Origin of the sequence: Marinitoga aeolica (assembly GCF_029910535.1) — a bacterium.
In the GTDB taxonomy this organism is placed as follows: Bacteria; Thermotogota; Thermotogae; order Petrotogales; family Petrotogaceae; genus Marinitoga; species Marinitoga aeolica.
In genome coordinates this window covers 1,091,423-1,112,032 of the sequence record NZ_CP069362.1, presented here as the reverse complement: position 1 = coordinate 1,112,032, position 20,610 = coordinate 1,091,423, and the positions used below count along the sequence as shown (strand labels likewise).

General features: G+C 25.6%; 24 protein-coding genes. 15 read left to right on the top strand and 9 right to left on the bottom strand.

Annotation, left to right across the window (positions count from 1 at the left end; genetic code table 11):
• Window positions 1–99 precede the first annotated feature (99 nt).
• The gene (trmB, locus tag JRV97_RS05190; RefSeq protein WP_281000857.1) at window positions 100–1,044 is read left to right on the top strand and encodes a tRNA (guanosine(46)-N7)-methyltransferase TrmB; all 945 of its coding nucleotides are present in this window, start codon (window positions 100–102) and stop codon (window positions 1,042–1,044) included.
• 40 nt (window positions 1,045–1,084) lie between these two features.
• On the opposite strand, the gene JRV97_RS05185 is transcribed toward trmB, so the two are convergent.
• Window positions 1,085–2,212 (bottom strand): MFS transporter, encoded by a 1,128-nt coding sequence (locus JRV97_RS05185; protein ID WP_281000854.1) that lies wholly within the window; start codon window positions 2,210–2,212, stop codon window positions 1,085–1,087.
• A 600-nt stretch (window positions 2,213–2,812) separates the two neighbouring features.
• Between JRV97_RS05185 and JRV97_RS05180 the strand changes: the two genes are divergently transcribed.
• Together JRV97_RS05180 and JRV97_RS05175 are read left to right on the top strand one after the other, a co-directional pair.
• The gene (locus JRV97_RS05180; RefSeq protein ID WP_281000852.1) at window positions 2,813–4,051 is read left to right on the top strand and encodes a hypothetical protein; all 1,239 of its coding nucleotides are present in this window, start codon (window positions 2,813–2,815) and stop codon (window positions 4,049–4,051) included.
• A gap of 101 nt (window positions 4,052–4,152) precedes the next feature.
• Window positions 4,153–5,907 carry an HD-GYP domain-containing protein gene (locus JRV97_RS05175; protein ID WP_281000850.1) on the top strand — a complete coding sequence of 585 codons (1,755 nt, stop codon included), beginning with the start codon at window positions 4,153–4,155 and terminating at the stop codon, window positions 5,905–5,907.
• A 198-nt stretch (window positions 5,908–6,105) separates the two neighbouring features.
• On the opposite strand, the gene JRV97_RS05170 is transcribed toward JRV97_RS05175, so the two are convergent.
• The 8 genes from JRV97_RS05170 to JRV97_RS05135 form a co-directional block, all read right to left on the bottom strand.
• Window positions 6,106–7,854: an ABC transporter ATP-binding protein gene (locus JRV97_RS05170; protein ID WP_281000848.1), complete on the bottom strand. Its 1,749-nt coding sequence runs from the start codon at window positions 7,852–7,854 to the stop codon at window positions 6,106–6,108.
• Window positions 7,854–9,584, bottom strand: a complete 1,731-nt coding sequence (locus tag JRV97_RS05165) for an ABC transporter ATP-binding protein (protein ID WP_281000845.1) — start codon at window positions 9,582–9,584, stop codon at window positions 7,854–7,856. Before JRV97_RS05165 ends, JRV97_RS05170 begins: the two co-directional genes overlap by 1 nt.
• Before the next feature lie 18 nt (window positions 9,585–9,602).
• Window positions 9,603–9,725: a hypothetical protein gene (locus JRV97_RS05160; RefSeq protein WP_281000843.1), complete on the bottom strand. Its 123-nt coding sequence runs from the start codon at window positions 9,723–9,725 to the stop codon at window positions 9,603–9,605.
• A gap of 456 nt (window positions 9,726–10,181) precedes the next feature.
• Window positions 10,182–10,505 (bottom strand): heavy metal-binding domain-containing protein, encoded by a 324-nt coding sequence (locus JRV97_RS05155; RefSeq protein ID WP_281000841.1) that lies wholly within the window; start codon window positions 10,503–10,505, stop codon window positions 10,182–10,184.
• A gap of 14 nt (window positions 10,506–10,519) precedes the next feature.
• Window positions 10,520–11,776, bottom strand: coding sequence for an alpha/beta fold hydrolase (locus JRV97_RS05150; RefSeq protein ID WP_281000839.1), 1,257 nt, complete (start codon window positions 11,774–11,776; stop codon window positions 10,520–10,522).
• 13 nt (window positions 11,777–11,789) lie between these two features.
• Complete coding sequence (locus JRV97_RS05145; protein ID WP_281000837.1) at window positions 11,790–12,545, bottom strand: ABC transporter permease subunit; 756 nt, start codon at window positions 12,543–12,545, stop codon at window positions 11,790–11,792.
• The gene (locus JRV97_RS05140; protein WP_281000835.1) at window positions 12,542–13,315 is read right to left on the bottom strand and encodes an ABC transporter ATP-binding protein; all 774 of its coding nucleotides are present in this window, start codon (window positions 13,313–13,315) and stop codon (window positions 12,542–12,544) included. Before JRV97_RS05140 ends, JRV97_RS05145 begins: the two co-directional genes overlap by 4 nt.
• Before the next feature lies 1 nt (window position 13,316).
• Window positions 13,317–13,679, bottom strand: a complete 363-nt coding sequence (locus tag JRV97_RS05135) for a GntR family transcriptional regulator (protein WP_281000833.1) — start codon at window positions 13,677–13,679, stop codon at window positions 13,317–13,319.
• Between the two features lie 262 nt (window positions 13,680–13,941).
• Here JRV97_RS05135 and JRV97_RS05130 point away from each other — a divergent pair, with 262 nt between their 5' ends.
• From JRV97_RS05130 to JRV97_RS05075, 12 genes are all read left to right on the top strand, one after another.
• A complete protein-coding gene (locus tag JRV97_RS05130) occupies window positions 13,942–16,431 on the top strand; it encodes a heavy metal translocating P-type ATPase (protein ID WP_281000831.1) in 2,490 nt (829 codons plus the stop codon).
• A gap of 14 nt (window positions 16,432–16,445) precedes the next feature.
• Window positions 16,446–16,733: a heavy-metal-associated domain-containing protein gene (locus JRV97_RS05125; RefSeq protein ID WP_281000829.1), complete on the top strand. Its 288-nt coding sequence runs from the start codon at window positions 16,446–16,448 to the stop codon at window positions 16,731–16,733.
• Window positions 16,734–16,786: 53 nt separating this feature from the next.
• Window positions 16,787–17,062 carry a metal-sensing transcriptional repressor gene (locus JRV97_RS05120; protein WP_281000827.1) on the top strand — a complete coding sequence of 92 codons (276 nt, stop codon included), beginning with the start codon at window positions 16,787–16,789 and terminating at the stop codon, window positions 17,060–17,062.
• Between the two features lie 14 nt (window positions 17,063–17,076).
• The gene (locus JRV97_RS05115) at window positions 17,077–17,307 is read left to right on the top strand and encodes a hypothetical protein (RefSeq protein ID WP_281000826.1); all 231 of its coding nucleotides are present in this window, start codon (window positions 17,077–17,079) and stop codon (window positions 17,305–17,307) included.
• A gap of 86 nt (window positions 17,308–17,393) precedes the next feature.
• A complete protein-coding gene (locus JRV97_RS05110; RefSeq protein WP_281000825.1) occupies window positions 17,394–17,777 on the top strand; it encodes a DUF302 domain-containing protein in 384 nt (127 codons plus the stop codon).
• Window positions 17,778–17,794: 17 nt separating this feature from the next.
• A complete protein-coding gene (locus tag JRV97_RS05105; RefSeq protein WP_281000824.1) occupies window positions 17,795–18,085 on the top strand; it encodes an SHOCT domain-containing protein in 291 nt (96 codons plus the stop codon).
• Window positions 18,086–18,095: 10 nt separating this feature from the next.
• Window positions 18,096–18,296, top strand: coding sequence for an SHOCT domain-containing protein (locus tag JRV97_RS05100; protein ID WP_281000823.1), 201 nt, complete (start codon window positions 18,096–18,098; stop codon window positions 18,294–18,296).
• Between the two features lie 42 nt (window positions 18,297–18,338).
• Entirely contained in the window at window positions 18,339–18,773 is a 435-nt protein-coding gene (locus tag JRV97_RS05095; protein ID WP_281000822.1) for a SoxR reducing system RseC family protein, read from the top strand.
• An 11-nt stretch (window positions 18,774–18,784) separates the two neighbouring features.
• Window positions 18,785–19,033 carry an SHOCT domain-containing protein gene (locus JRV97_RS05090; RefSeq protein WP_281000820.1) on the top strand — a complete coding sequence of 83 codons (249 nt, stop codon included), beginning with the start codon at window positions 18,785–18,787 and terminating at the stop codon, window positions 19,031–19,033.
• A gap of 15 nt (window positions 19,034–19,048) precedes the next feature.
• Window positions 19,049–19,624: a hypothetical protein gene (locus JRV97_RS05085; protein ID WP_281000818.1), complete on the top strand. Its 576-nt coding sequence runs from the start codon at window positions 19,049–19,051 to the stop codon at window positions 19,622–19,624.
• A gap of 15 nt (window positions 19,625–19,639) precedes the next feature.
• The gene (locus JRV97_RS05080) at window positions 19,640–19,891 is read left to right on the top strand and encodes an SHOCT domain-containing protein (RefSeq protein WP_281000816.1); all 252 of its coding nucleotides are present in this window, start codon (window positions 19,640–19,642) and stop codon (window positions 19,889–19,891) included.
• Window positions 19,892–19,902: 11 nt separating this feature from the next.
• Window positions 19,903–20,538, top strand: coding sequence for a hypothetical protein (locus JRV97_RS05075; protein ID WP_281000814.1), 636 nt, complete (start codon window positions 19,903–19,905; stop codon window positions 20,536–20,538).
• Window positions 20,539–20,610: the final 72 nt, after the last annotated feature.

Here is a 20,610-nt window from a genome sequence, read left to right as displayed (position 1 = left end):
TTTTTTGGTATATATGATATTATTATATTAAGTTTCACATTAAAATAATTGTGTCTTTTAAAATATATTTCAAGCTTAAAATGATAAGGAGGATTAAGAATGCATGATAAAATCGGGGTATTAAAGTACTTTCTCAAACCCCAACATTATGATAAATATCCATTAAAATGGAGTGAAATTTTTGGAAATAAAAAAAAGATATATGTGGAAATTGGGTTTGGTAGCGGTGAATATATGACTGCTTTAGCCAAGAATAATCCAGATATTAATTTTATTGGATTCGAAACTTCATTAACTGCCCTATATAAAGCACAGGTGAAATTTTATAAAAACTATATAAAAAATGCACGTGTTATTCAAGGTGATGCAAGATTATTGATCAGAGAATTATTTCCTTCAAATTCAATTTCAAAATTAATAGTTAATTTTCCATGTCCATGGCCAAAACAAAGGCACAAAGAGAGACGTATATTCATAGAATCATTTATAAATACCCTTGCGGATGTTTTGAAAAAGGGAGGAACAATAGAATTAGCAACAGATGTTGATTGGTATGCAAATGAAGTATATAATAATTTCAAAGAATCTGAATTTTTTGAAGCAGAAGAAATAATAGAGAATTTCGAAAGACCTATAAAAACAAAATATGAATTAAAATGGGATAAAGAAGGAAGAAACAAATATTTATTTATAGCAAAAAAAGTTAAAGATAATAAAATCAAAAGAGTTTTGGAAGGAGTGAGTGAATTGCCACACAAATCCATTAAAAATATTGATATTGATAAATTAAAACAATTAAAAGATAAACATATTAAAGAAAATAACATGAGCTTTACAGTAAGTTCTATATATGAAGACCTTTTAAACGATAGATACTTATTAAGAGTAGTTTCAACTGATGATGATTTTATGCAACAATATTATGTATCAATTTATAAAAAAACTAATGATTGGCTTGTTAAACTAGATTCAACTACCATACCTTATAGAACACCAGCTGTTAAATTCACTATATACAAAATTGCTGAATTAGTTGAAAGATAAAAAATCTATATATAAAAAATTGGCCAAAACGGCCAATTTTTTATATTTCTTTTATTTCATTATAATTTCTTTTAAAATTAAACAAAAATATGGTTGATATTAAACTTATAATTGATAATACCAGCATAAAGAAATTCATTCCACCCATTGAATAAAATAAAGATAAATATGGTCCAAAGAAATTTCCACTTATTCTAAATGCAGAAAATACTGCCATTCCTTTTTCTTCAAATCCTACTGAAAGATATGATGCATATTCGCTGCTCATTGTTAATGATAATCCAAGGAATAAACCTGAAATAACTATTAACAATAAAAATACAACTATAGAAAATGTACTTAAAAATATTGCTAATATTAATGTTGCAAATGTTGCTAATGGAATCCATATTTTTACTCCACTAATTTTATGTTTAAAAAGATTTCCGAGCATCAAAGATAAAGCGAATATTGATATATAAATCTTTCCAAAAATAGGGTTACTAATATGTTTTTCTATAAATAAAGGCATTGTTGCTTGAAATCCGACAATAACAGCAAGAGTTAAAATTCCAAAAAATGCTGCCAAAAATATTCTTGGCGAAAATTTAGTAACCTGTTTTTTAACATTTTCTGAATGTATTTCTATAATTGGTAATTGCTTATAAACAAATAATGTTCCTATAAATAATATAACTCCCACAGTCATTAATATATAATGAGACATATAAATAAAACCTGTTCCTATTATTATAGGACCCATTACAGCACCAAAACTTGCTAAGAATTCTACCAATCCAAAATATTTCGTTTGTTCTTTTTGTGAGAATTCTGCTTTTGAAATTACAGTTAAAGCGTTAGAAAATAATGCCGAATCAGCTATACCCTGAATTGCACGAAAAATTATTGCTAATATAGGCAATTTTAAAGATAAACCTGATAAATATATTGCTGTACTCCATAAAGCCATTGAATATAAAAATGTTTTACTTTCACCTTTACTCTCTAATATTTTTCCCCAAAAAGAACCAAAAATAATCGATACTAAAGGCGTAATTCCTATAAATGTACTTGCAAGTAAGGTAGAATCAAATATTTTTGTTAATTGTGGAAAAGACGAAGCTATACCTACCTGAACAAAAACCTGTAAAAAGGGTAATATAAGAATATATCTTAAATTTTTTTTCAATGTCTTCAACCTCCTGAATTATCTATTCTTAACTTTTCCTGTCAACTTTAAACTATGAAAGTTAAAATCGCATGTATTTTTTTTACCCTATTATTAATTTAATGATAATTATTAATTCTAAAACCCTTTTTAAATCAAAGCTTAAACGGTTTGTAACTGAAAAAATATTCTGCTCTACAAAATATTTATATATGTTATAATATAAATATAAAGTTTATAATTTTCAACGAAGTTCATTTTATAAAAATTTTTATTCATAATTATTACGTAAGTTAACAACATGAAATGTTTATAACTATGTTTTTAGTTAATTAATTTCCAACAATTGTGTGTTCAGAATTTTTCATTATAAACGCTAATAACAACTATAAACGTTGAAAGTTTGTAATTTAAAAACCTAAAAAAATTTAATAACAAAAAATATAGAACAAATATACCTATATTTCACTTTAAACAAAATCTACTATGAAAATCAAAAATTTTTTTCAAACTTTTCAACGTATTATAAAAGGTTTAAATAAAGGATTTTTATTACTTATTAACAAATAACATCACTATAGCACCTACACCTATAAATAATATATATAAAGGAGATTTAAAATGAAAAAAATTTTGTTGTTTACTCTATTAACTATTTCTATCTTATTTTTACTTGATATTATATTCATAAACACATCCACAAATAAAGATTTAAAAACACTAAAAATTAAAAATACTGATACACAGATAAAAGATATACTAAATATAAATACTAATAATTCTCAAGAAGAAATAAAAACAAAAACATGGTTTAAAATAATAACAGATGGAAAATCTTTAATATTCAAAGATGTTATTTTTATCAACGACCAAATTTATATTTTTGGACAAAATGAAAAAATAAATAAAAATTTATTTATATTAAACATGGATAATAAGGGAAATATTCTATTTCAAAAAGAAATAAGAATACCATCAACAACTAAAATCAATAAAGTTGAATATATTTATAACAATTTCTATATAGTAGGAACACAAGATTACAAACCAGTTATATACATAATAGATAAATCTGGAGAAATGTTGAAATCAAAAATTTTTGAAAAAAATGGTGAGTTTTTAAAAATTATAAAGGATGATTATGATAGTATATATATTGTTGGTTATATAATAGAAAAATCAAAAAAAACAGGATACTTTCTTGAAATTAACAAAAATTTGGAAAAATTAAATGATTATAAAATCACATGGTATAATAATGAATTTCTAACTGATATCGTTACTGATAGAGATTATATATATTTACTTGGAAATACAAATTCTACAGCTAACAATAATAATGATATATTTTTAGTAAAACTCAATAAACTAAATTATAATGACTATTCAATATCAAAATTCGGAAAAGAACAACTTAATGAATATGGATATTCATTATTGAAAGAAGATAAAAACTTTTATATTATAGGATATAGCACTACATTTAATAACTTTCCATGGAAAATACTAACAATAAAAACAGATAATAAATTTAATACAATATGGAGAAAAGACTATCTTTTAAAAAGATCATCAAGAGGATTTTCAGCAAATATTCTCAATAATAGAATAATAATTTCTGGATATGCTTTAGAAAGAAATGATGATTTTGATGGTTTTATAGCTTTACTAAATAAAATTGATGGCATTTTATTAAAAGAAAATTATTATGGAAAAGATTATGATGAAAGAATTTTAAATTCAAAATTGATAAATAATAGTGTTATTATATCTGTTGGTTATCAAAAAAAGAAAGATGTTATTTCTGGAGTAGTATTATATACAGATACCAATGGAAGACTCAACGGTTTTATGAAATAATATGTTATAATTACTAATGTAAGTACAAGCTTTGTAAAAAAATAAATACGTTTATCTATTTTTAATGTTATGCATTAAAAATAGATTGAGGAGGATATATAATGAAAAAAAATAAAATAACTTTATATCGGTTAATATCAAAAAATATTATGACTATAGTTATAACTGGTATAGTAGCAGTTTTAATCGTTATAACGACAATAAGTTATTTAAATTTTCAAAAAATTGAAAATTCATTTAGAGAAAATGCCAAACAACTTGTAAGTATAACTTTTAATTCATTATACAGCACAATATACGATTTCGATGCTAGATATTATAAAGGGTTGGACATGTTTATAGAATATTTAAAAACAGATCAAGAAGATTTAGATAAAAAAATAATGGATTTTATGTATGTAAACAAAAGATTAGGTGAAGAAGCAACCATAACTAAAGTGGATATGAACACTCTCAATTCAAAAATTAAAAACAAAATAAAAGATTTAAAAAATTTTGATTATTTTGTAGAACTTGATTTAACTTCTAAAAATCTTATCAGAAATGTTTATTTAAAATTAAATGATAACTTCTATATGTTGAAAACATTGTTACCTGTTGGAAAAATCGAAAATATTATAAGTAATCTTGCACTTTTAAAAGAAAAATATGATTTTATAAAAGACATAAATATCTGTACACACACATTTGAAGGGTTATCTGATAAATTTCCGGAATTAAACAAAGAAGATATAGAATATTTGATGAAAGCTTTTGATACAGAAAAAGAAGTAATAATTGAAAAAAGAAATGGGATTAACTTTTATAGTATATGGAAATATGAAGATGAAAAAACCCTTTTTAGACCTATAGGAATTGTATTAAAACTTGATTTTAGCCAATTTAAAACAAGTATGTTTATTAACTTTTTAATGTTTATTATAGCTCTTGGATTTATTTTATATATCATTTCAAAAAAAGCACACAGAGTTTCAAAACAAATATCCAAGCCTTTTGAAATTATGCTGGATAACATGAAAAAATTTCAAGAAACGAGATATCTTGAATTTGATAAAATTATGGAAAAATGTGATATTAAAGAAATAAATGAATTAATGACAGAATATCAAAAAATGACAGAAGATATTATGTCATCATTTGAAGAAATAAATGCTATGAATGAAGAATTGGAATCATCATATAAAGAAATAGAAAAGGTTAATAACGAATTAGAAGAGGCCTATTTGAATTTCAGTACACAGCTTTCAATAATTGCAGAAGGTTATGATGAAACAACTGGTAACCACGTAAATAGAGTAGGAGAATTATCAGCATTTATTGCTCAAAAAATGGGAGTAAAAGAAGAAACAGTTGAAAAAATAAGATATTATGCCCCGTTGCATGATATTGGTAAAATAATGATACCAAAAGAAATATTAGAAAAAAAAGGTAGATTAACAGAAGAAGAATTTGAAATAATGAAAAAACATACTATTTATGGATCTTTGTTAATAGGAGATTCGCCAAAATTTGAAATAGCTAGAAATATAGCTTTATATCATCATGAAAAATACAATGGTAATGGATATCCATATGGTTTAAAAGGTGAAGAAATTCCATTATGTGCTGCAATAGTATCAGTTGTTGATGTATATGATGCTTTACGTTCGGAGAGACCATATAAACCAGCATTTTCCCATGAAAAAACAATGGATATACTTATTAATGGAGATGAAAGAACGAATCCAGAAGATTTTCATCCAGATGTCTTAATGATTTTGAAAGAATATGAATTTGAAATAAGGGAATTATGGGAAAAAATAAATCAGAATAGTTCAAAATTACTGGAGTTATTAAAAGAGATTGATAAAAAGTAATTACATTAAGGGGATGAGAAATAGAAAATATGGTTATGTATCAAAATTCTGTACATTTAATAGAAGAAATTGATTCAATGTTTCATCCAGAATCTATGCCAATTTTGGCAAAAACTTTAAATGATTGATGAAAAATTATCTATTGTACTTGAAAAGTATAAATATACACCTCCTCAATGCTATGAGGAGGTGTGTTAATTATGCTCCTAATTCTAAAAATTTAAATTGTGAAATATATAGATTATAATAATGACCTTTTTTAGCCATTAATTCTTCATGATTACCTACTTCAAGAATTTCTCCATTATCAATATAGAATATTCTGTCAGCATTCCTAATTGTAGATAACCTATGAGCAATAACAAATGATGTTCTACCCTTTAATAATTTTTTAATTCCATCCTGTACTAATTTTTCTGTATATGTGTCAATATTAGAAGTAGCTTCATCAAGAATTAATATTCTTGGATTTGCTAATAATGCTCTTGCAAAGGATATTAATTGTCTTTCACCAATTGATAATCTAACCCCTCTTTCATTTACATCAGTATTATATCCTTTTTCTAATTTGATTATAAAATCATGTGCATGTACAGCTTTAGCTGCTTCTATTATTTCTTCATCAGTAGCATCTAATTTTCCATATCTAATATTATTTTTTATTGTATCAGAAAATAAAAATGTATCTTGTAGCATAATTCCCATTTGAGAACGTAATGATTCTAAATCAACCTTTTTAATATCATGACCATCTATTAATATTTGACCTTTTTGTGGATCATAAAATCTACTAATTAAATTTACTATTGTTGTTTTTCCTGCTCCTGTTGGTCCAACCAAAGCAATAGTTTCACCAGGTTTGATTTTAAAAGATACATTATTCAATACAATTTCTCTATCGTATGCAAAAGTAACATTTTTGAATTCAACTTCACCTTTTATTTTTGGCATTATTTTAGCATCTTTTGGATTTACAATATCTGGTTTTGTATCTAAAATTTCAAATATTCTCTCACCTGCCGAAATATTAGTAACCAATGAATTATAGAAATTACTTAAATTCATTATAGGTCTCCAAAACATTCCAATATATCCAACGAAAGCAACAACAGTACCTACAGTAACTTGATTTAAATCAATCATTTTAACACTTAAATAAAATACTAATACGCTTCCAATTCCCCAGGATATAAAAACCATTGCCCAGAACCAATCATTAACCTTAACAGCATTTACAAAAGAATTCATCATTTTATCTGTTAAAAACTTAAATTTTCTATTTGTCTTATTTTCTGCAGTAAATGATTTAACAACTCTAATACCCGAAATATCCTCATGTGTAAAAGCGTTTAATTCAGACCTGTTATTCCTATATTCCATCCATCTTTTTCTACTTATACTTTCTATTAAAAATAATCCAAATATTAATAAGGGTAAAATAATCATAGAAGCTAATGCAAGTTTATAATTCATATAGAACATGATTCCAGCAACAAAGATCAAAGTTAATAATTCTGGTATTAAACTGGTAATACTATTAGAAAATAATTGTTCTAATGAATTTACATCATTTACAACCCTGGCTAATATTTTACCCACAGGACGACTATCAAAAAATGAAAAAGATAATTTTTGTATATGTTCATATAATTCATGACGTATATTCAATACAATCTTATTAGTAATCTTTCCCATTTCTACAATTCTTATTCTTGATAAAACTAAAGCAATAATATTTAATAATAATAATATTCCACCAATAATAATTAAACCTCTTATGTCTTTATTAGATATATAATCATCAATAGCCACTTTAAAAAAATAAGGATTAATTAAATTAATTACCATAACTGTTACCATTAAAAATATAACTAAAATAGTTTTTGGTATAAATGGTTTTAAATATTTAAATATTCTAAAAACGGTATTTATTTTTTCAAACTTCATTAGATCACCTCATCTCTTACTAAATCTTCAAAGTCTTTAAATTGTTCTTTAAATATATCATAGTATTTTCCACGCTTCTCTAATAATTCCTCATGATTTCCTCTTTCAACTATTTCGCCATTTTCTAAGAAAATAATTTCATCAGCATTTTTTACAGCAGATATCCTATGAGCTATAATGATTTTTGTATTTTGTTTTTCTTTAGAATATATACTTTTCAATAATTCATATTCTGTATCCATATCAAGTGCGGACGTAGCATCATCAAATATAATAATAGGAGCATGTTTTAATAATCCTCTAGCTATTGTTAAACGTTGTTTTTGACCTCCAGATAACCCAAGTCCTCTTTCTCCTACAACGGTATCATATTTTTCTGGTAAATTAATAATAAAATCATGTGCTTGAGCTTCAATACATGCATTAATAATATCTTCATCAGTAGCATTTTCATTTCCATATTTAATGTTTTCTTTTACAGATTCAGAAAATAGAAATGTATCCTGGAAAATATAACTAATATTCTTTCTTAATGATTTTAATGAAATATCTTTTATATTTATGCCATCGAGTAATATTTCACCTTCATAATCTTCGTAGAATCTGGATATTAAAGAAATTAAAGTACTTTTTCCGGAACCTGTAGGTCCCATAATAGCTAAAGTTTTTTCTGCTTCAATTTTAAAATTAATATTTTTTAATACATATTCATTTTCGTATTTAAAACTTACATTTTTAAATTCTAATGTACCTTTTACATTTTCTAAATTAATTCCATCATAATTTTCTTCTTTTTCATTAAATATTTTTTCAATTTTTTTAGCAGATGCATTTGCTTGAGATAAAATGTTTGATAACCATCCAATTAATCTCATTGGCCATACAATCATCCACATATAGCCATTAAATGCAACTAATGTACCTAAAGATATATTTTCATTGATAACAAACATACCTCCTATTGTGACTACTAAAATCAAAGCAGCATTTCCTAAAAATTCTATTGTTGGAAAATATTTACCCCATATTCTTGATTTCATAATGTTTAAATTATAATTCTCATCATTTAATTTCAAAAATTTCAATATTTCATGTTTTTCTCTTGCAAATGCTTTAACTAATCTTACACCAGAAATATTTTCTTGTGCTGTTGTATTAATAACAGCAGTTTGATCACTAATCTTATCAAAAGCTTTTCCTATTTCATTTTCTAATTTTGTTGCTAAATAAGCTATAAACGGTGCAGATATTAAACTAATTAATGCTAATTTCCAATTTAAATAGAATAATACAATACTACCTAAAATAAAATATAATGAAAATTCAATAGCTAACCCAATACCAAAACCAAATGCCATCCATATATTATCAATATCTTCACTAATTCTTGACATTAATTCTCCTGTATTTGTCTTATCAAAATATTTAAATGATAATTTTTGTATATGTTTAAAAACATCATATTTTAATGATTTACTTATTCTTGAACCAACATAATCAAAAGTAAATTCTTGAACATAACCCATTAATGCTCTGAATATGGTGATAAAAAATATGGATAATAAAGTTATGAACAATAAATTCGTTTGTTTGTTGATAATTATATTATCAATAACAACTTTATTTAAATATGGAAGTATTAATTCAGCAGCTACACCACCTATCATACCTATTGCAGCTATTAATATAAACTTTTTTTGATTAAATACATATTTTAATATACTTTTCATTATATAACCTCCTGTAAATCAATAATTGCATCGTTTGAGTTCTAATAATAAGTCTTTAATTTTTTCCATTTCATTAAAACCTTCATAATAAGATTTTGGTTTATTATTTTTGTTATAAACCTTTTTCTTTTTTTCAAACATAAAATCACCCCCTTTTCCACAATTTCGTTAATTAAAAACCCACCTTACAAATTTTAAAATCATTCTTCCACTCCTTTCTATAAAATATAATGGGCTATGGTATATACCATAGCCCATACAAAACAAAAAATGGGCTATGGTGTGATAACCATAGCCCAAATTAAATACTTTATCATCAATAATAATTGATGTGAGCAAGGTTATCACAGAAAATAGACACACTATTCCCACTATCTGATAATGTGAGCGCAAATAATCTTTTAATTAACATGTGATAACCTCCTCTCGAAAATTTATATTTTTATACAATCCTATAATAACACATAATAAAAAAAGAGAAAAAAAGAACTAATATTGATTATAGCTAATTACGTCATATTATTTATTATTATAAACTAAAATCTATATAACATTAAAGAAAATTAACAAAATAACACAAAAACATTAATTTTTTAATTAATCCTTTTTTCTTAATTTTACAGCAGTACCGTAAGCAAGTATTTCAGCAGCACCTTGCATTACAGCGGAGCTTGAAAATCTCATACCTATAATAGCGTCTGCACCTAATTTTTCTGCTTCATCAATCATCCTGTTATATGCAACATTTCTTGCTTCTGTAAGCATTTCTGTATATCCTTTAATTTCACCACCAGCTAAAGTCTTAAAAGCAGCAGCAATATCTCTTCCTAAATGTTTTGAATGAACAGTGTTTCCTATAACTACACCTAAAACTTCCTCAAATTCGTATCCTGGAACATATCCAACTGTTGTTACTATCATATAATTTCCCCCTTTCAATTATCTTTTATCCAATCAACAATATCTTTAATAACTTTTTTATCAACATGTCCTTCACTATAATATTCATATGGATTTGGATCCCCTTCACCCTTAATGAATAAATGATTTAAATCATCATATAATTTAGACTGTTCTTTTTTTGTATATTTTTTTAAAATATCATAATCTTTTTCTGTTACTTGATAATCTCTTTTTCCCTGTAATATTAAAATAGGTAAATTTAAATCAGGTAAATATTTAGTAGGCATATATTCCCTTAATTCTTTATAATAATATACTGGTGCACCAAGTACATTTACATTATCATCTAACTCATTATTTTTAATCTTTTTTAATTGTTCAATAAGAATATCATAAACCTTAATATTTTCAGCATCTTCGAATTTTTTTAAATATTGCAATTGTTCTATACTTAAATCTTCTAATGCTCTAGCTGGTGCTGCCATTAATATTATACCAGATATATTATCATTATTTTTTGCAATATATGGAGCTAAATATCCACCTAAACTATGACCTAAAATATAAATTTTATCAACATAATTTAGTTTTTTTAGATAATCTATTGCATAATTTACATCTTCAAATACTTCATCGTTTAAAGTAATATTTTTCATTTTATTTCCGTATATTTTAGTTCTTTTATCATATCTTAAAACAACAATTCCATTTGTTGATAATCCATATGCTAAATCCCTAAAAGGCTTATTTGGGCCAATAGTTTCATCCATGTCATTTGGGCCAGAGCCGTGTATTAAAATAACAGCAGAAAATGGTCCTTTTCCATTTGGTACAGTTAGTTTTCCATTTAATTTCCATTTTTCACCTAATGTTATGTCTATTTCTTTGAATTTAGATGTATCTGCATAACTTGGTATATTATATGTATAATTTTTTGCCTGATTAAAAAATAATCCAGCAATTTTTCCATTTTTATCTACACTAATAATTATAGATAATTTTGTTTTTTCAAATTTTGATGTAATTATATATACTTCATATTCACCATTTTTTGTAAAATCTATTTTTTCTATACCTTGAAAATTTCCATATGCTTTTTCTATTGTTTCCCATGTTTGCTTTAATTTTGATTCGGGTAATTGTTTTTTCATAATTTCTATACTCATATCAATAGCTTTATCAAATTGATGTGAGTATAAGTATTTTAAATAAATAATAGCTGTATTTTGATATTTTGAAAATCCAACAATTGATAGTATTAATACAAGAAAAATAGCTAATTTTTTCATAGAAAATCCCCCTTTAAATTTCTTTGTTTTTAAATATATAATAACTGGCTAATAATATAAAACCACCAACAACAAATAAGCTTTCAGAATATATCCAATTTATTTTGCCTTCTGATAGTATTTTTTCACCCAATGCATAACTATAAGTATTTAACCATTTTAATGGTTTTATGAATCCAAGTGCAGTAATAATTGCTAATAATCCAGCAGAAGATAAAATTGGTTTAACTTGGTCATTGAAAATTATAGAAAAGAATACTGTAATATTATTCCAAAACCACACAGTAATTAAACCATGAACAATATACTTTAATGCATATTCATTTAAGAAATCTTTTCCAGTAAAAAATGAGTATATTATTGGTAAAATGCTACCTATTATAATAATAGAAAATCCAATAATTAAACTTGAAAAAACTTTTGAATAAAATACATAATCACGAGATTTTCTAACCAATAAAAATTCCATAGTTCCATTTTCTATTTCTCTTGAAAAAAGAGGAAATGCTAAAATAATTGCAAAAATAGGTATCATTTGACCAAAATTTTTTCCAAACCATTGTGTGAATATATAAAAATTCCAATCATGTAATTGTGAAATCATACTATTAAGACCAAATTTATTTGCATATGTTTCAATTACAGCTTTATTTTTTTCTAATACACCAAGTAAAATATTTTGAAATGGAGCAATAGAAAAGAATAAAATAAGAGTTATTATAAAAATTACAATTGCTCTAACTTTCATATCTAAAAATTCTTTTCTCATTTCCATTCCCCCTTCACAATAGCTTCAAATATTTCATCAATAGTCACCTTTTCACCTTCACTACTTTTTACAATCCATATATTTTCATTTTCTAATTCTTTCCATAGATAACCTTTTGTTTTTTCATTTTTTGGTAATGCTATTGCAGAATAATTATTTTTTATATCATCTAAATAATCATTTTCTAAAATTTTTCCTTTTGACATAATAGCAATTCTATCTGCAATCTTTTCTACTTCAGAAAGTATATGGCTTGTGTATAATATACTTTTTCCATCATATGTTAATTCTCTTATTAAATCTAATATAGTATTTCTCATCAACGGATCTAATCCCCATGTTGGTTCATCTAATATATATAAGTCTGCATCTTGTGCAAGAGTTAATGAAATATATAGTTGAGTTAGCATTCCGTGGGATAAATTAGATATTTTTGTTTTTTTATCTAATTTAAATTCATTTATTAAGTTATATGCTTTTTCCTTAGAAAAATTATTTGTAATAGACTCTGTTATTTCTATCATTTTTTCTACAGTATAACTTTTGTATAATTCTTTTTTTTCTGGTAAATATGCAATTTTTCCATTAACTTCAATATTACCGCTATCTTTTTTTCTTAAACCTAATATGCATTTTAATGTAGATGTTTTACCAGCACCGTTTGGTCCTAATAATCCAAAAACTTCACCCTTATTTACTTCAAAAGAAATATTATTAACTGCAGTTAAATTTCCATATTTTTTTACTAAATTAGATACTTTTAAAATCACATTATTCACCTCCATATATTTCATCAATTACCTTTAATAATTTATTTTTCTCTATCTTTAAATTTTTTGCAGAGAGGACAACTTTTTTGAATTCTTCTATTTTGTCATTTAACAATCTATCCTTATCTATACCTATGACAATATATCCTGATCCTCTAACAGATTTTATTATTCCTTCTTGTTCAAGCTCTCTATAAGCTCTTGCCACAGTATTTAAATTTACTCCAATTTCTTTAGCTAATACTCTTATTGAAGGAATAAATTCATCTTTTTGAATTTCTTTTTTAGCAATTTTTTCCTTTATTTTATTTTTTATTTGTGCATATACAGGAATATGTGAATGAAAATCTATATAAAACCACATAATTATCACCTCGGTGTACTATTATACTATTACAGTAGTAAAATGTCAACTAAAAAATGAATAATTTTTAAAGATAAGCAATCAAGCTGTCTGAGTGATTTTAACTTTTTGGATAACCTATAATATTCTTCTAATTTTGTTTGTTATATTTTAACTATTTAGAAATCATAAAGAAACAAAAATATTTTGTTTGTAACAAAAAAGGTTTATACTATAGATGTAACCACCCCCGGGGTAGAGGGGTATAAAAGGAGGGATTATTATGAGTGAAAATAAAGTTATAACTGAAAATAATAAAATTGTTGAAAAAGAACTCAGTGTTATTGGAATGACATGTACCTCATGCGCTCTTGCAATAGAAAAAAAATTAGGAAAGTTGGAAGGTGTAGAAAAAGTAAATGTGAATTTTGCAACAGAAAAGCTTTCATTAAAATTTGATCCAGAAAAAGTTGATGAAAAACTTATAAAAGAAGTAGTTAAAGATGTTGGATATGATGTTGAAGCTCCTGTAGAAAATAAAACAGTTACTATTCCAATTGAGGGAATGACATGTGCATCATGTGCTAATGCAATTACAAAAGAAATCAATAAACTCGATGGAATCAAAACAGTGAATGTAAACTTTGCAACAGAGAAAGCGGTTGTTTCATATGATCCAAATATTACAAGATTATCCAAAATAAAAAAGGCTATTGAAGAAGCAGGTTATAAACCACTGGAAGCAGATTCTAAAGATAATGTGGATTTTGAAAAAGAAAGGCGTGAAAAAGAAATTAAAACGTTATGGAGAAAATTTATAGTTTCGGCAGTTTTTTCTATTCCATTATTATATATTTCAATGGGGCATCTATTGGGGTTAAAATTACCAGGAATTATAAATCCAGAAATTAATCCGTTTAATTTTGCTTTAATTCAACTATTATTGGTTATTCCTATAGCTATAGCAGGTTATAAATTTTATACAATAGGGTTTAGAAATTTATTTAAATTAAGTCCAAATATGGATTCATTAATTGCAATAGGTACATCAGCCGCAATAATTTATGGTGTTTTTGGAACAATTCAAATTTATTTTGGAAATACAAAATATGCAAATGATTTATATTTTGAAACTGCGGGAGTTATAGTTACACTAATTCTTTTAGGTAAATATCTTGAAAGTGTTACTAAAGGTAGAACATCAGAAGCGATAAAAAAATTAATGGGATTACAACCAAAAACAGCGCTCGTTTTTCAAGATGGAAAAGAAATTGAAATACCGGTTGATGAAGTAGAAGTAGGAGATATAGTAATAGTTAAACCTGGTGAAAAAATACCAGTTGATGGAACTATTATTGAAGGTCATACCTCTATTGATGAATCAATGCTTACAGGAGAAAGTATTCCAGTAGAAAAAAATATAGGGGATAAGGTTATAGGAGGATCTATAAACAAAAATGGAAGTATAAAATTTAAAGCAACGAAAGTCGGAAAAGATACAGCATTAGCTCAAATAATAAAATTAGTAGAAGAAGCACAGGGTTCAAAAGCTCCAATTGCAAAAATGGCAGATGTTATTTCTGGATATTTTGTTCCAATAGTTATAACAATAGCTATCGTTGCAGCAATAGCATGGTATTTAACAGGAGCAGGTCAAATATTTGCATTAACGATATTTATTTCTGTATTGGTTATAGCATGTCCATGTGCATTGGGATTGGCAACACCTACAGCAATAATGGTTGGAACAGGTAAAGGCGCAGAATATGGTGTATTGATAAAAGGTGGAGAACCACTTGAAACAACACATAAAATAAATACTATAGTATTTGATAAAACTGGAACAATAACAGAAGGAAAGCCTAAGGTTACTGATATTTATACAACAGGAAAATACTCTAAAGATGAAATACTTATTATAGCGGCATCTGCAGAAAAAGGTTCAGAACATCCATTAGGTGAGGCTATTGTAAAAGCAGCAGAAGAAAAGAAATTAGCATTGAAAAAAGTAGATAAGTTCATGGCTATTCCGGGACATGGTATTGAAGTAATAATAGATAATATGGACATTTATCTTGGAAATTTAAAGCTTATGAAAGATAAAAATATAGAAATAAGTTTAAATGAAGAAGCAAGTAAATTGGCAGATGAAGGAAAAACACCTATGTTTATAGCAATTGATGGAAAATTAGAAGGAATAATAGCAGTTGCTGATACAGTAAAACCATCCAGTGCAAATGCTATTAAAAGACTTCATAAAATGGGAATTAAAGTTGCAATGATAACTGGTGATAATAAAAGAACGGCAGAAGCAATAGCAAAACAGGTTGGAATAGATATAGTTCTTGCAGAAGTTTTACCACAGGATAAAGCAAATGAAGTAAAAAAATTACAAAAAGATGGAAATGTTGTAGCAATGGTGGGAGATGGAATAAATGATGCACCAGCTTTAGCTCAGGCAGATGTTGGTATAGCAATAGGTTCTGGTACAGATGTTGCAATGGAATCAGCGGATATAGTTTTAATGAAAAGTGATCTTGAAGATGTAGTTACTGCTATTCAATTAAGTAAAGCTACAATAAGAAACATTAAACAAAACTTATTCTGGGCATTTGGTTACAATACAGCAGGTATTCCAATAGCAGCAGGTTTATTACATGTTTTTGGTGGTCCATTATTAAGTCCTATGATTGCAGCAGCAGCAATGTCTTTCAGTTCTGTATCAGTTTTATTGAATGCACTTAGATTAAAAAACTTTAAACCTAAAAATTAAAAGGAGGAGATATTATGAAAAAAGTAATTATTATTGAAGGTATGTCATGTGAGCATTGTGTAAAAAGAGTAAGAAAAGAATTAGAAAAATTAGAAAATGTAAATGTGTTATCTGTTGAAATTGGAAAAGCAGTTATAGAAGGAGATGTTTTAAAAGATGAAGCTATTAAAGAAGCTATAGATGAAGCAGGTTATGATGTTAAAGAAATAAAAGATGAGGATGAACATCATGAAAACATTCATGAAAGTCATGGACATCATATGAAACATAAAAAAATGCATCATAAAGGACATTGTCATTAAAAAATCTAAGGAGAGGACCTCTCCTTAGATTATAAAAAACGAGGTGAAAAACAATGCATAATAATAAAAATAGTTTAAATATATTAAAAACAGCAAAAGGGCAAATAGAAGCAATAATAAGAATGATTGAAGATAACAGATATTGTATAGATATATCGAGGCAAATATTAGCTTCTGTTGCATTATTAAAAAAAGCAAATACAAAAATATTGAATAATCATCTTGAAAGTTGTGTCAAAAACGCTGCCTATTCAAATGATCCAAAAGAGATAAATGTAAAAATATTAGAATTGGAAGAGGTAATGAATTATATAAGTAAAAATTTATAAGGAGGCGAATAAACATGTTGCCAGAAATAAATGAAAATATGAGTTTAAAAGAAATTATGGATATGGATAATAAATTATTTGATGAATTAAAAAATTTTGGATTTGATATTTGTTGTGCAAAAATGAGTAGTTTAAAAGATAGCTGTAAAGATAAAGGTTTAAATGTGAATGTGGTTGTAAGAAAATTAAATGATGTTGTAGAGGAAATAAATTATATAGAAAAATTAATTTCAGAAAATGAATAATTCTAAGGAAATTTTAAGGAATGTATGTTATACTACAATTGTCCCACCCGTATGGGGGTGTTAAAAAATAAAAGGAGGTGGAAATTATGAAATATGGAATATTAAAAGAAACAAATTATGGATTTGAAGAAGCAATATCAAAAATAAATACAGAGTTACAAAAAGAAGGATTTGGAATTTTAACAAGAATAGATTTAAATGAAAAATTTAAAGCAAAATTGGGTATAGAATTTAAAAAATACACAATATTAGGAGCATGTAACCCAAAGAATGCCCACAAAGCAATATTAGCAGAAGAAAATATAGGTTTATTTTTACCATGTAATGTAATAGTGTATGAAAAAGATGAAAAAACAGTTATTGCAGCAATAAAACCAACAGTAGCAATGGAATCATCAAATAATGAAAAAGTATATGAAATAGCTAAAGAAATTGAAGATGCTTTAACAAGAGTTATTGATAATCTTTAAAGAAAGGAGATGAAATTATGATGCATGGTTGGGGTTGGTCAGGTTTTGGGCCGTATGGTTTTGGAGGATATAGTTTAATAGGATCATTTATAAGTTTTATATTTTTAATAATATTTCTTGTGGTGATTTATTTTGTAATAAAAAAGATATTTTTTAATGGAAATTTTAATTTTAAAAATATTAATAGAAGTAGTAAAAATGAAGATTACGATGTATTAAAGATTTTAAATGAAAAATTGGTCAAAGGTGAAATTACAGAAGATGAGTATATCAGAAAAAAAGAATTAATTTTAAAAAATTTAAAGTGAGGTGATTGGTATGATGTTTTTGTTTCTTATATTAATACTATTTATAATCTGGTATTTTATGAAAAATCCTGATGCAGCTAAAAAATTAGGAGAATTTCAAAATAGTACAGAAGATTCCAAAAAAGAAGCTTTAAAAATATTAAATGAAAAATTTGTAAATGGTGAAATTACAGAAGAAGAATATTTAAGGAAAAAGAAACTTATTGAATGATGGAAATATTTATGAATATCTGGAATATATGAGGTGATTTTTATGAATGAATTAATGAGAATAGTTGATATAGATGAAGAATATGTATATTTGCAGGCTCTTGAAGCGTCAAATTGTAGTTCATGTGCAATAAAAGGTTCATGTAATTTAACAGGAGATCCAAATAGAAAAATTAAAGCAATTAATTCCAATAAATTAGATTTAAATAGAAATGAATTTGTTTATATAAAAAAAATAGATTCGCTGGAATCCAAGGTAGCATTTATAATGTATGGAATACCTTTGCTGACAATGGTTATAATTACTGTACTTCTATTCTCATTTGGTTTAAATGAAATAATATCTTTTATTTTAGGATTAACTGGTATGTTGATATCATATTATTTCATACATTTGTATGATAAAAAAGTTGCAAAAACAAAGTATGTTCCAGAAATCATAGAAAAAGTTGGAATTTATAAAACTTTTCAGATATAGGAGGTGAGAATATGTCATGTGGAGGCGGAATATTTGGTTATCATGGGAGAGGATTATTTAATAATCGACATCATCATTCTGAGGATTATCCTAGAAGATCAGAAGATTATTATAGACAAAACCGACAGCCGATGTTAGAAGAAACTAATAGAAAAAGTAAAGCACTTGATATATTAGATGAAAAATTTGTTACTGGAGAAATAACCGAAGAAGAATATCTCAGAAAGAAAAAAATTATATTAAGTAATATTGCAGGATAGCAAGAGGTGTTTAATATGAAGAAATTAATATTAGTATTTGTTATGTTGAATTTGATAATATTTTCGTTTAGTAATATTATAGATTTATCTGTTGAAAAAGTATATAAACCATATCTTAACGATGAAAGTAAAGGGTATTTTGACATTTATGGAAGAGTTAGTGTATTTTCATTATATACAAACATACCATTGGCACTTAATAATTTTTATAAAACAGATTTTAGTGAAATCAGAATATATCCAGATAAAAATTTAAATTTAGAAAATATAAAAATTGGAGTAGATGTTGTAAATACAAGTTTTAAAACAAATAGATTAACTTTTTTTCCTATGATGCATATGATGTATTTTAGAAGAGTAAAAAGAGAAAATAATATTGAAAATAACATATATATTCCTTTTAGAGTTGCTGTAGAAAATGAAATTAAAAATTTAAATGATTATAAGAAAATAGAAATTGTTTTAAGTAGTGGAATTGTATTTAAAGATAAATATATGATAGAAGTGGGAGTAAAAGATAATATAGAAAATATTATAAACTCATCATTTAAACTTAATTGGTTAATAGGTTTTAGATACAATATATTTTAATTGGGAGGTGAAATTATGCCATGTTGGGGTTGGAGTGGATTTTATGGATATGGAATAATTGGCTCTTTAGTTGGATTTGGATTTATGATTTTATTTTTAATTTTAATATATTTCATATTTAAAAATTTATTTAAAAACAATCATTCAAGACAAAATCAGAAAAATAAAGTAAGTAATGAAGATGTCTTAAAAATTTTAAATGAAAAATTTGTTAAAGGTGAAATTACCGAAGAAGAATATATAAGAAAAAAGAAACTTATCGAATAGGAGGGAATAATATGAAAAGTAGATTTTTATTGGGTTTAATGTTAATTTTTAGCTTATCATTAATTTTCGCACATGGTGGAGATATAGAAAATCAGAGTAATGGATATTATACAAATATTCCAACAGTTAGTATAGATTTAAAAATTATGGAAATAAACGAGCAGGTACCTATAGCATTGGCTGTTGATGAAAAAGGAACATATTATATATTAAGATTAGAAAATATGTTTATGTTTTATAATAATTTACCAATAGAAGCTGGAAAAGAAGTAAACGTAAAAGCAACAACATTATATAGTTTTTCAAAAGTAGAAGAATTATTAGTAACATCGATTGAAATAGACAATAAAGAATATATTATACCTAAAAACTTTGGCTACGGATACCCAGGAATGATGGGTGGAAACATGATGAATGGATATGGCTATCCAGGAATGATGGGCGGAAATATGATGAATGGATATGGCTATCCAGGAATGATGGGTGGAAATATGATGAATGGATATGGTTATCCAGGAATGATGGGTGGAAATATGATGAATGGATATGGATACCCGGGAAATATTAATAATTATGGTTACCCAGATACTCCAGGTAATACACAAGAACCAGAAATGGATAATAATAATATGATGGGAAATAATTAAAAGTAAATAATTATATAAAAGCCCCCTTAATAATAAGGTTAATGGGGGGCATTTTGATAATATTTATATAAG

Excerpts from the sequence above, each read along its gene's own strand:
- JRV97_RS05090 (WP_281000820.1), top strand. The coding sequence starts at position 18,785 with ATGTCATGTGGAGGCGGAATATTTGGTTATCATGGGAGAGGATTATTT.
- JRV97_RS05125 (WP_281000829.1), top strand. The coding sequence starts at position 16,446 with ATGAAAAAAGTAATTATTATTGAAGGTATGTCATGTGAGCATTGTGTA.
- JRV97_RS05105 (WP_281000824.1), top strand. The coding sequence starts at position 17,795 with ATGATGCATGGTTGGGGTTGGTCAGGTTTTGGGCCGTATGGTTTTGGA.
- JRV97_RS05080 (WP_281000816.1), top strand. The coding sequence starts at position 19,640 with ATGCCATGTTGGGGTTGGAGTGGATTTTATGGATATGGAATAATTGGC.
- JRV97_RS05155 (WP_281000841.1), bottom strand. The coding sequence starts at position 10,505 with ATGATAGTAACAACAGTTGGATATGTTCCAGGATACGAATTTGAGGAA.
- JRV97_RS05085 (WP_281000818.1), top strand. The coding sequence starts at position 19,049 with ATGAAGAAATTAATATTAGTATTTGTTATGTTGAATTTGATAATATTT.
- JRV97_RS05095 (WP_281000822.1), top strand. The coding sequence starts at position 18,339 with ATGAATGAATTAATGAGAATAGTTGATATAGATGAAGAATATGTATAT.
- JRV97_RS05165 (WP_281000845.1), bottom strand. The coding sequence starts at position 9,584 with ATGAAAAGTATATTAAAATATGTATTTAATCAAAAAAAGTTTATATTA.
- trmB (WP_281000857.1), top strand. The coding sequence starts at position 100 with ATGCATGATAAAATCGGGGTATTAAAGTACTTTCTCAAACCCCAACAT.
- JRV97_RS05175 (WP_281000850.1), top strand. The coding sequence starts at position 4,153 with ATGAAAAAAAATAAAATAACTTTATATCGGTTAATATCAAAAAATATT.
- JRV97_RS05170 (WP_281000848.1), bottom strand. The coding sequence starts at position 7,854 with ATGAAGTTTGAAAAAATAAATACCGTTTTTAGAATATTTAAATATTTA.
- JRV97_RS05100 (WP_281000823.1), top strand. The coding sequence starts at position 18,096 with ATGATGTTTTTGTTTCTTATATTAATACTATTTATAATCTGGTATTTT.
- JRV97_RS05075 (WP_281000814.1), top strand. The coding sequence starts at position 19,903 with ATGAAAAGTAGATTTTTATTGGGTTTAATGTTAATTTTTAGCTTATCA.
- JRV97_RS05160 (WP_281000843.1), bottom strand. The coding sequence starts at position 9,725 with ATGTTTGAAAAAAAGAAAAAGGTTTATAACAAAAATAATAAACCAAAA.
- JRV97_RS05135 (WP_281000833.1), bottom strand. The coding sequence starts at position 13,679 with ATGTGGTTTTATATAGATTTTCATTCACATATTCCTGTATATGCACAA.
- JRV97_RS05115 (WP_281000826.1), top strand. The coding sequence starts at position 17,077 with ATGTTGCCAGAAATAAATGAAAATATGAGTTTAAAAGAAATTATGGAT.
- JRV97_RS05145 (WP_281000837.1), bottom strand. The coding sequence starts at position 12,545 with ATGAGAAAAGAATTTTTAGATATGAAAGTTAGAGCAATTGTAATTTTT.
- JRV97_RS05150 (WP_281000839.1), bottom strand. The coding sequence starts at position 11,776 with ATGAAAAAATTAGCTATTTTTCTTGTATTAATACTATCAATTGTTGGA.
- JRV97_RS05180 (WP_281000852.1), top strand. The coding sequence starts at position 2,813 with ATGAAAAAAATTTTGTTGTTTACTCTATTAACTATTTCTATCTTATTT.
- JRV97_RS05110 (WP_281000825.1), top strand. The coding sequence starts at position 17,394 with ATGAAATATGGAATATTAAAAGAAACAAATTATGGATTTGAAGAAGCA.
- JRV97_RS05130 (WP_281000831.1), top strand. The coding sequence starts at position 13,942 with ATGAGTGAAAATAAAGTTATAACTGAAAATAATAAAATTGTTGAAAAA.
- JRV97_RS05120 (WP_281000827.1), top strand. The coding sequence starts at position 16,787 with ATGCATAATAATAAAAATAGTTTAAATATATTAAAAACAGCAAAAGGG.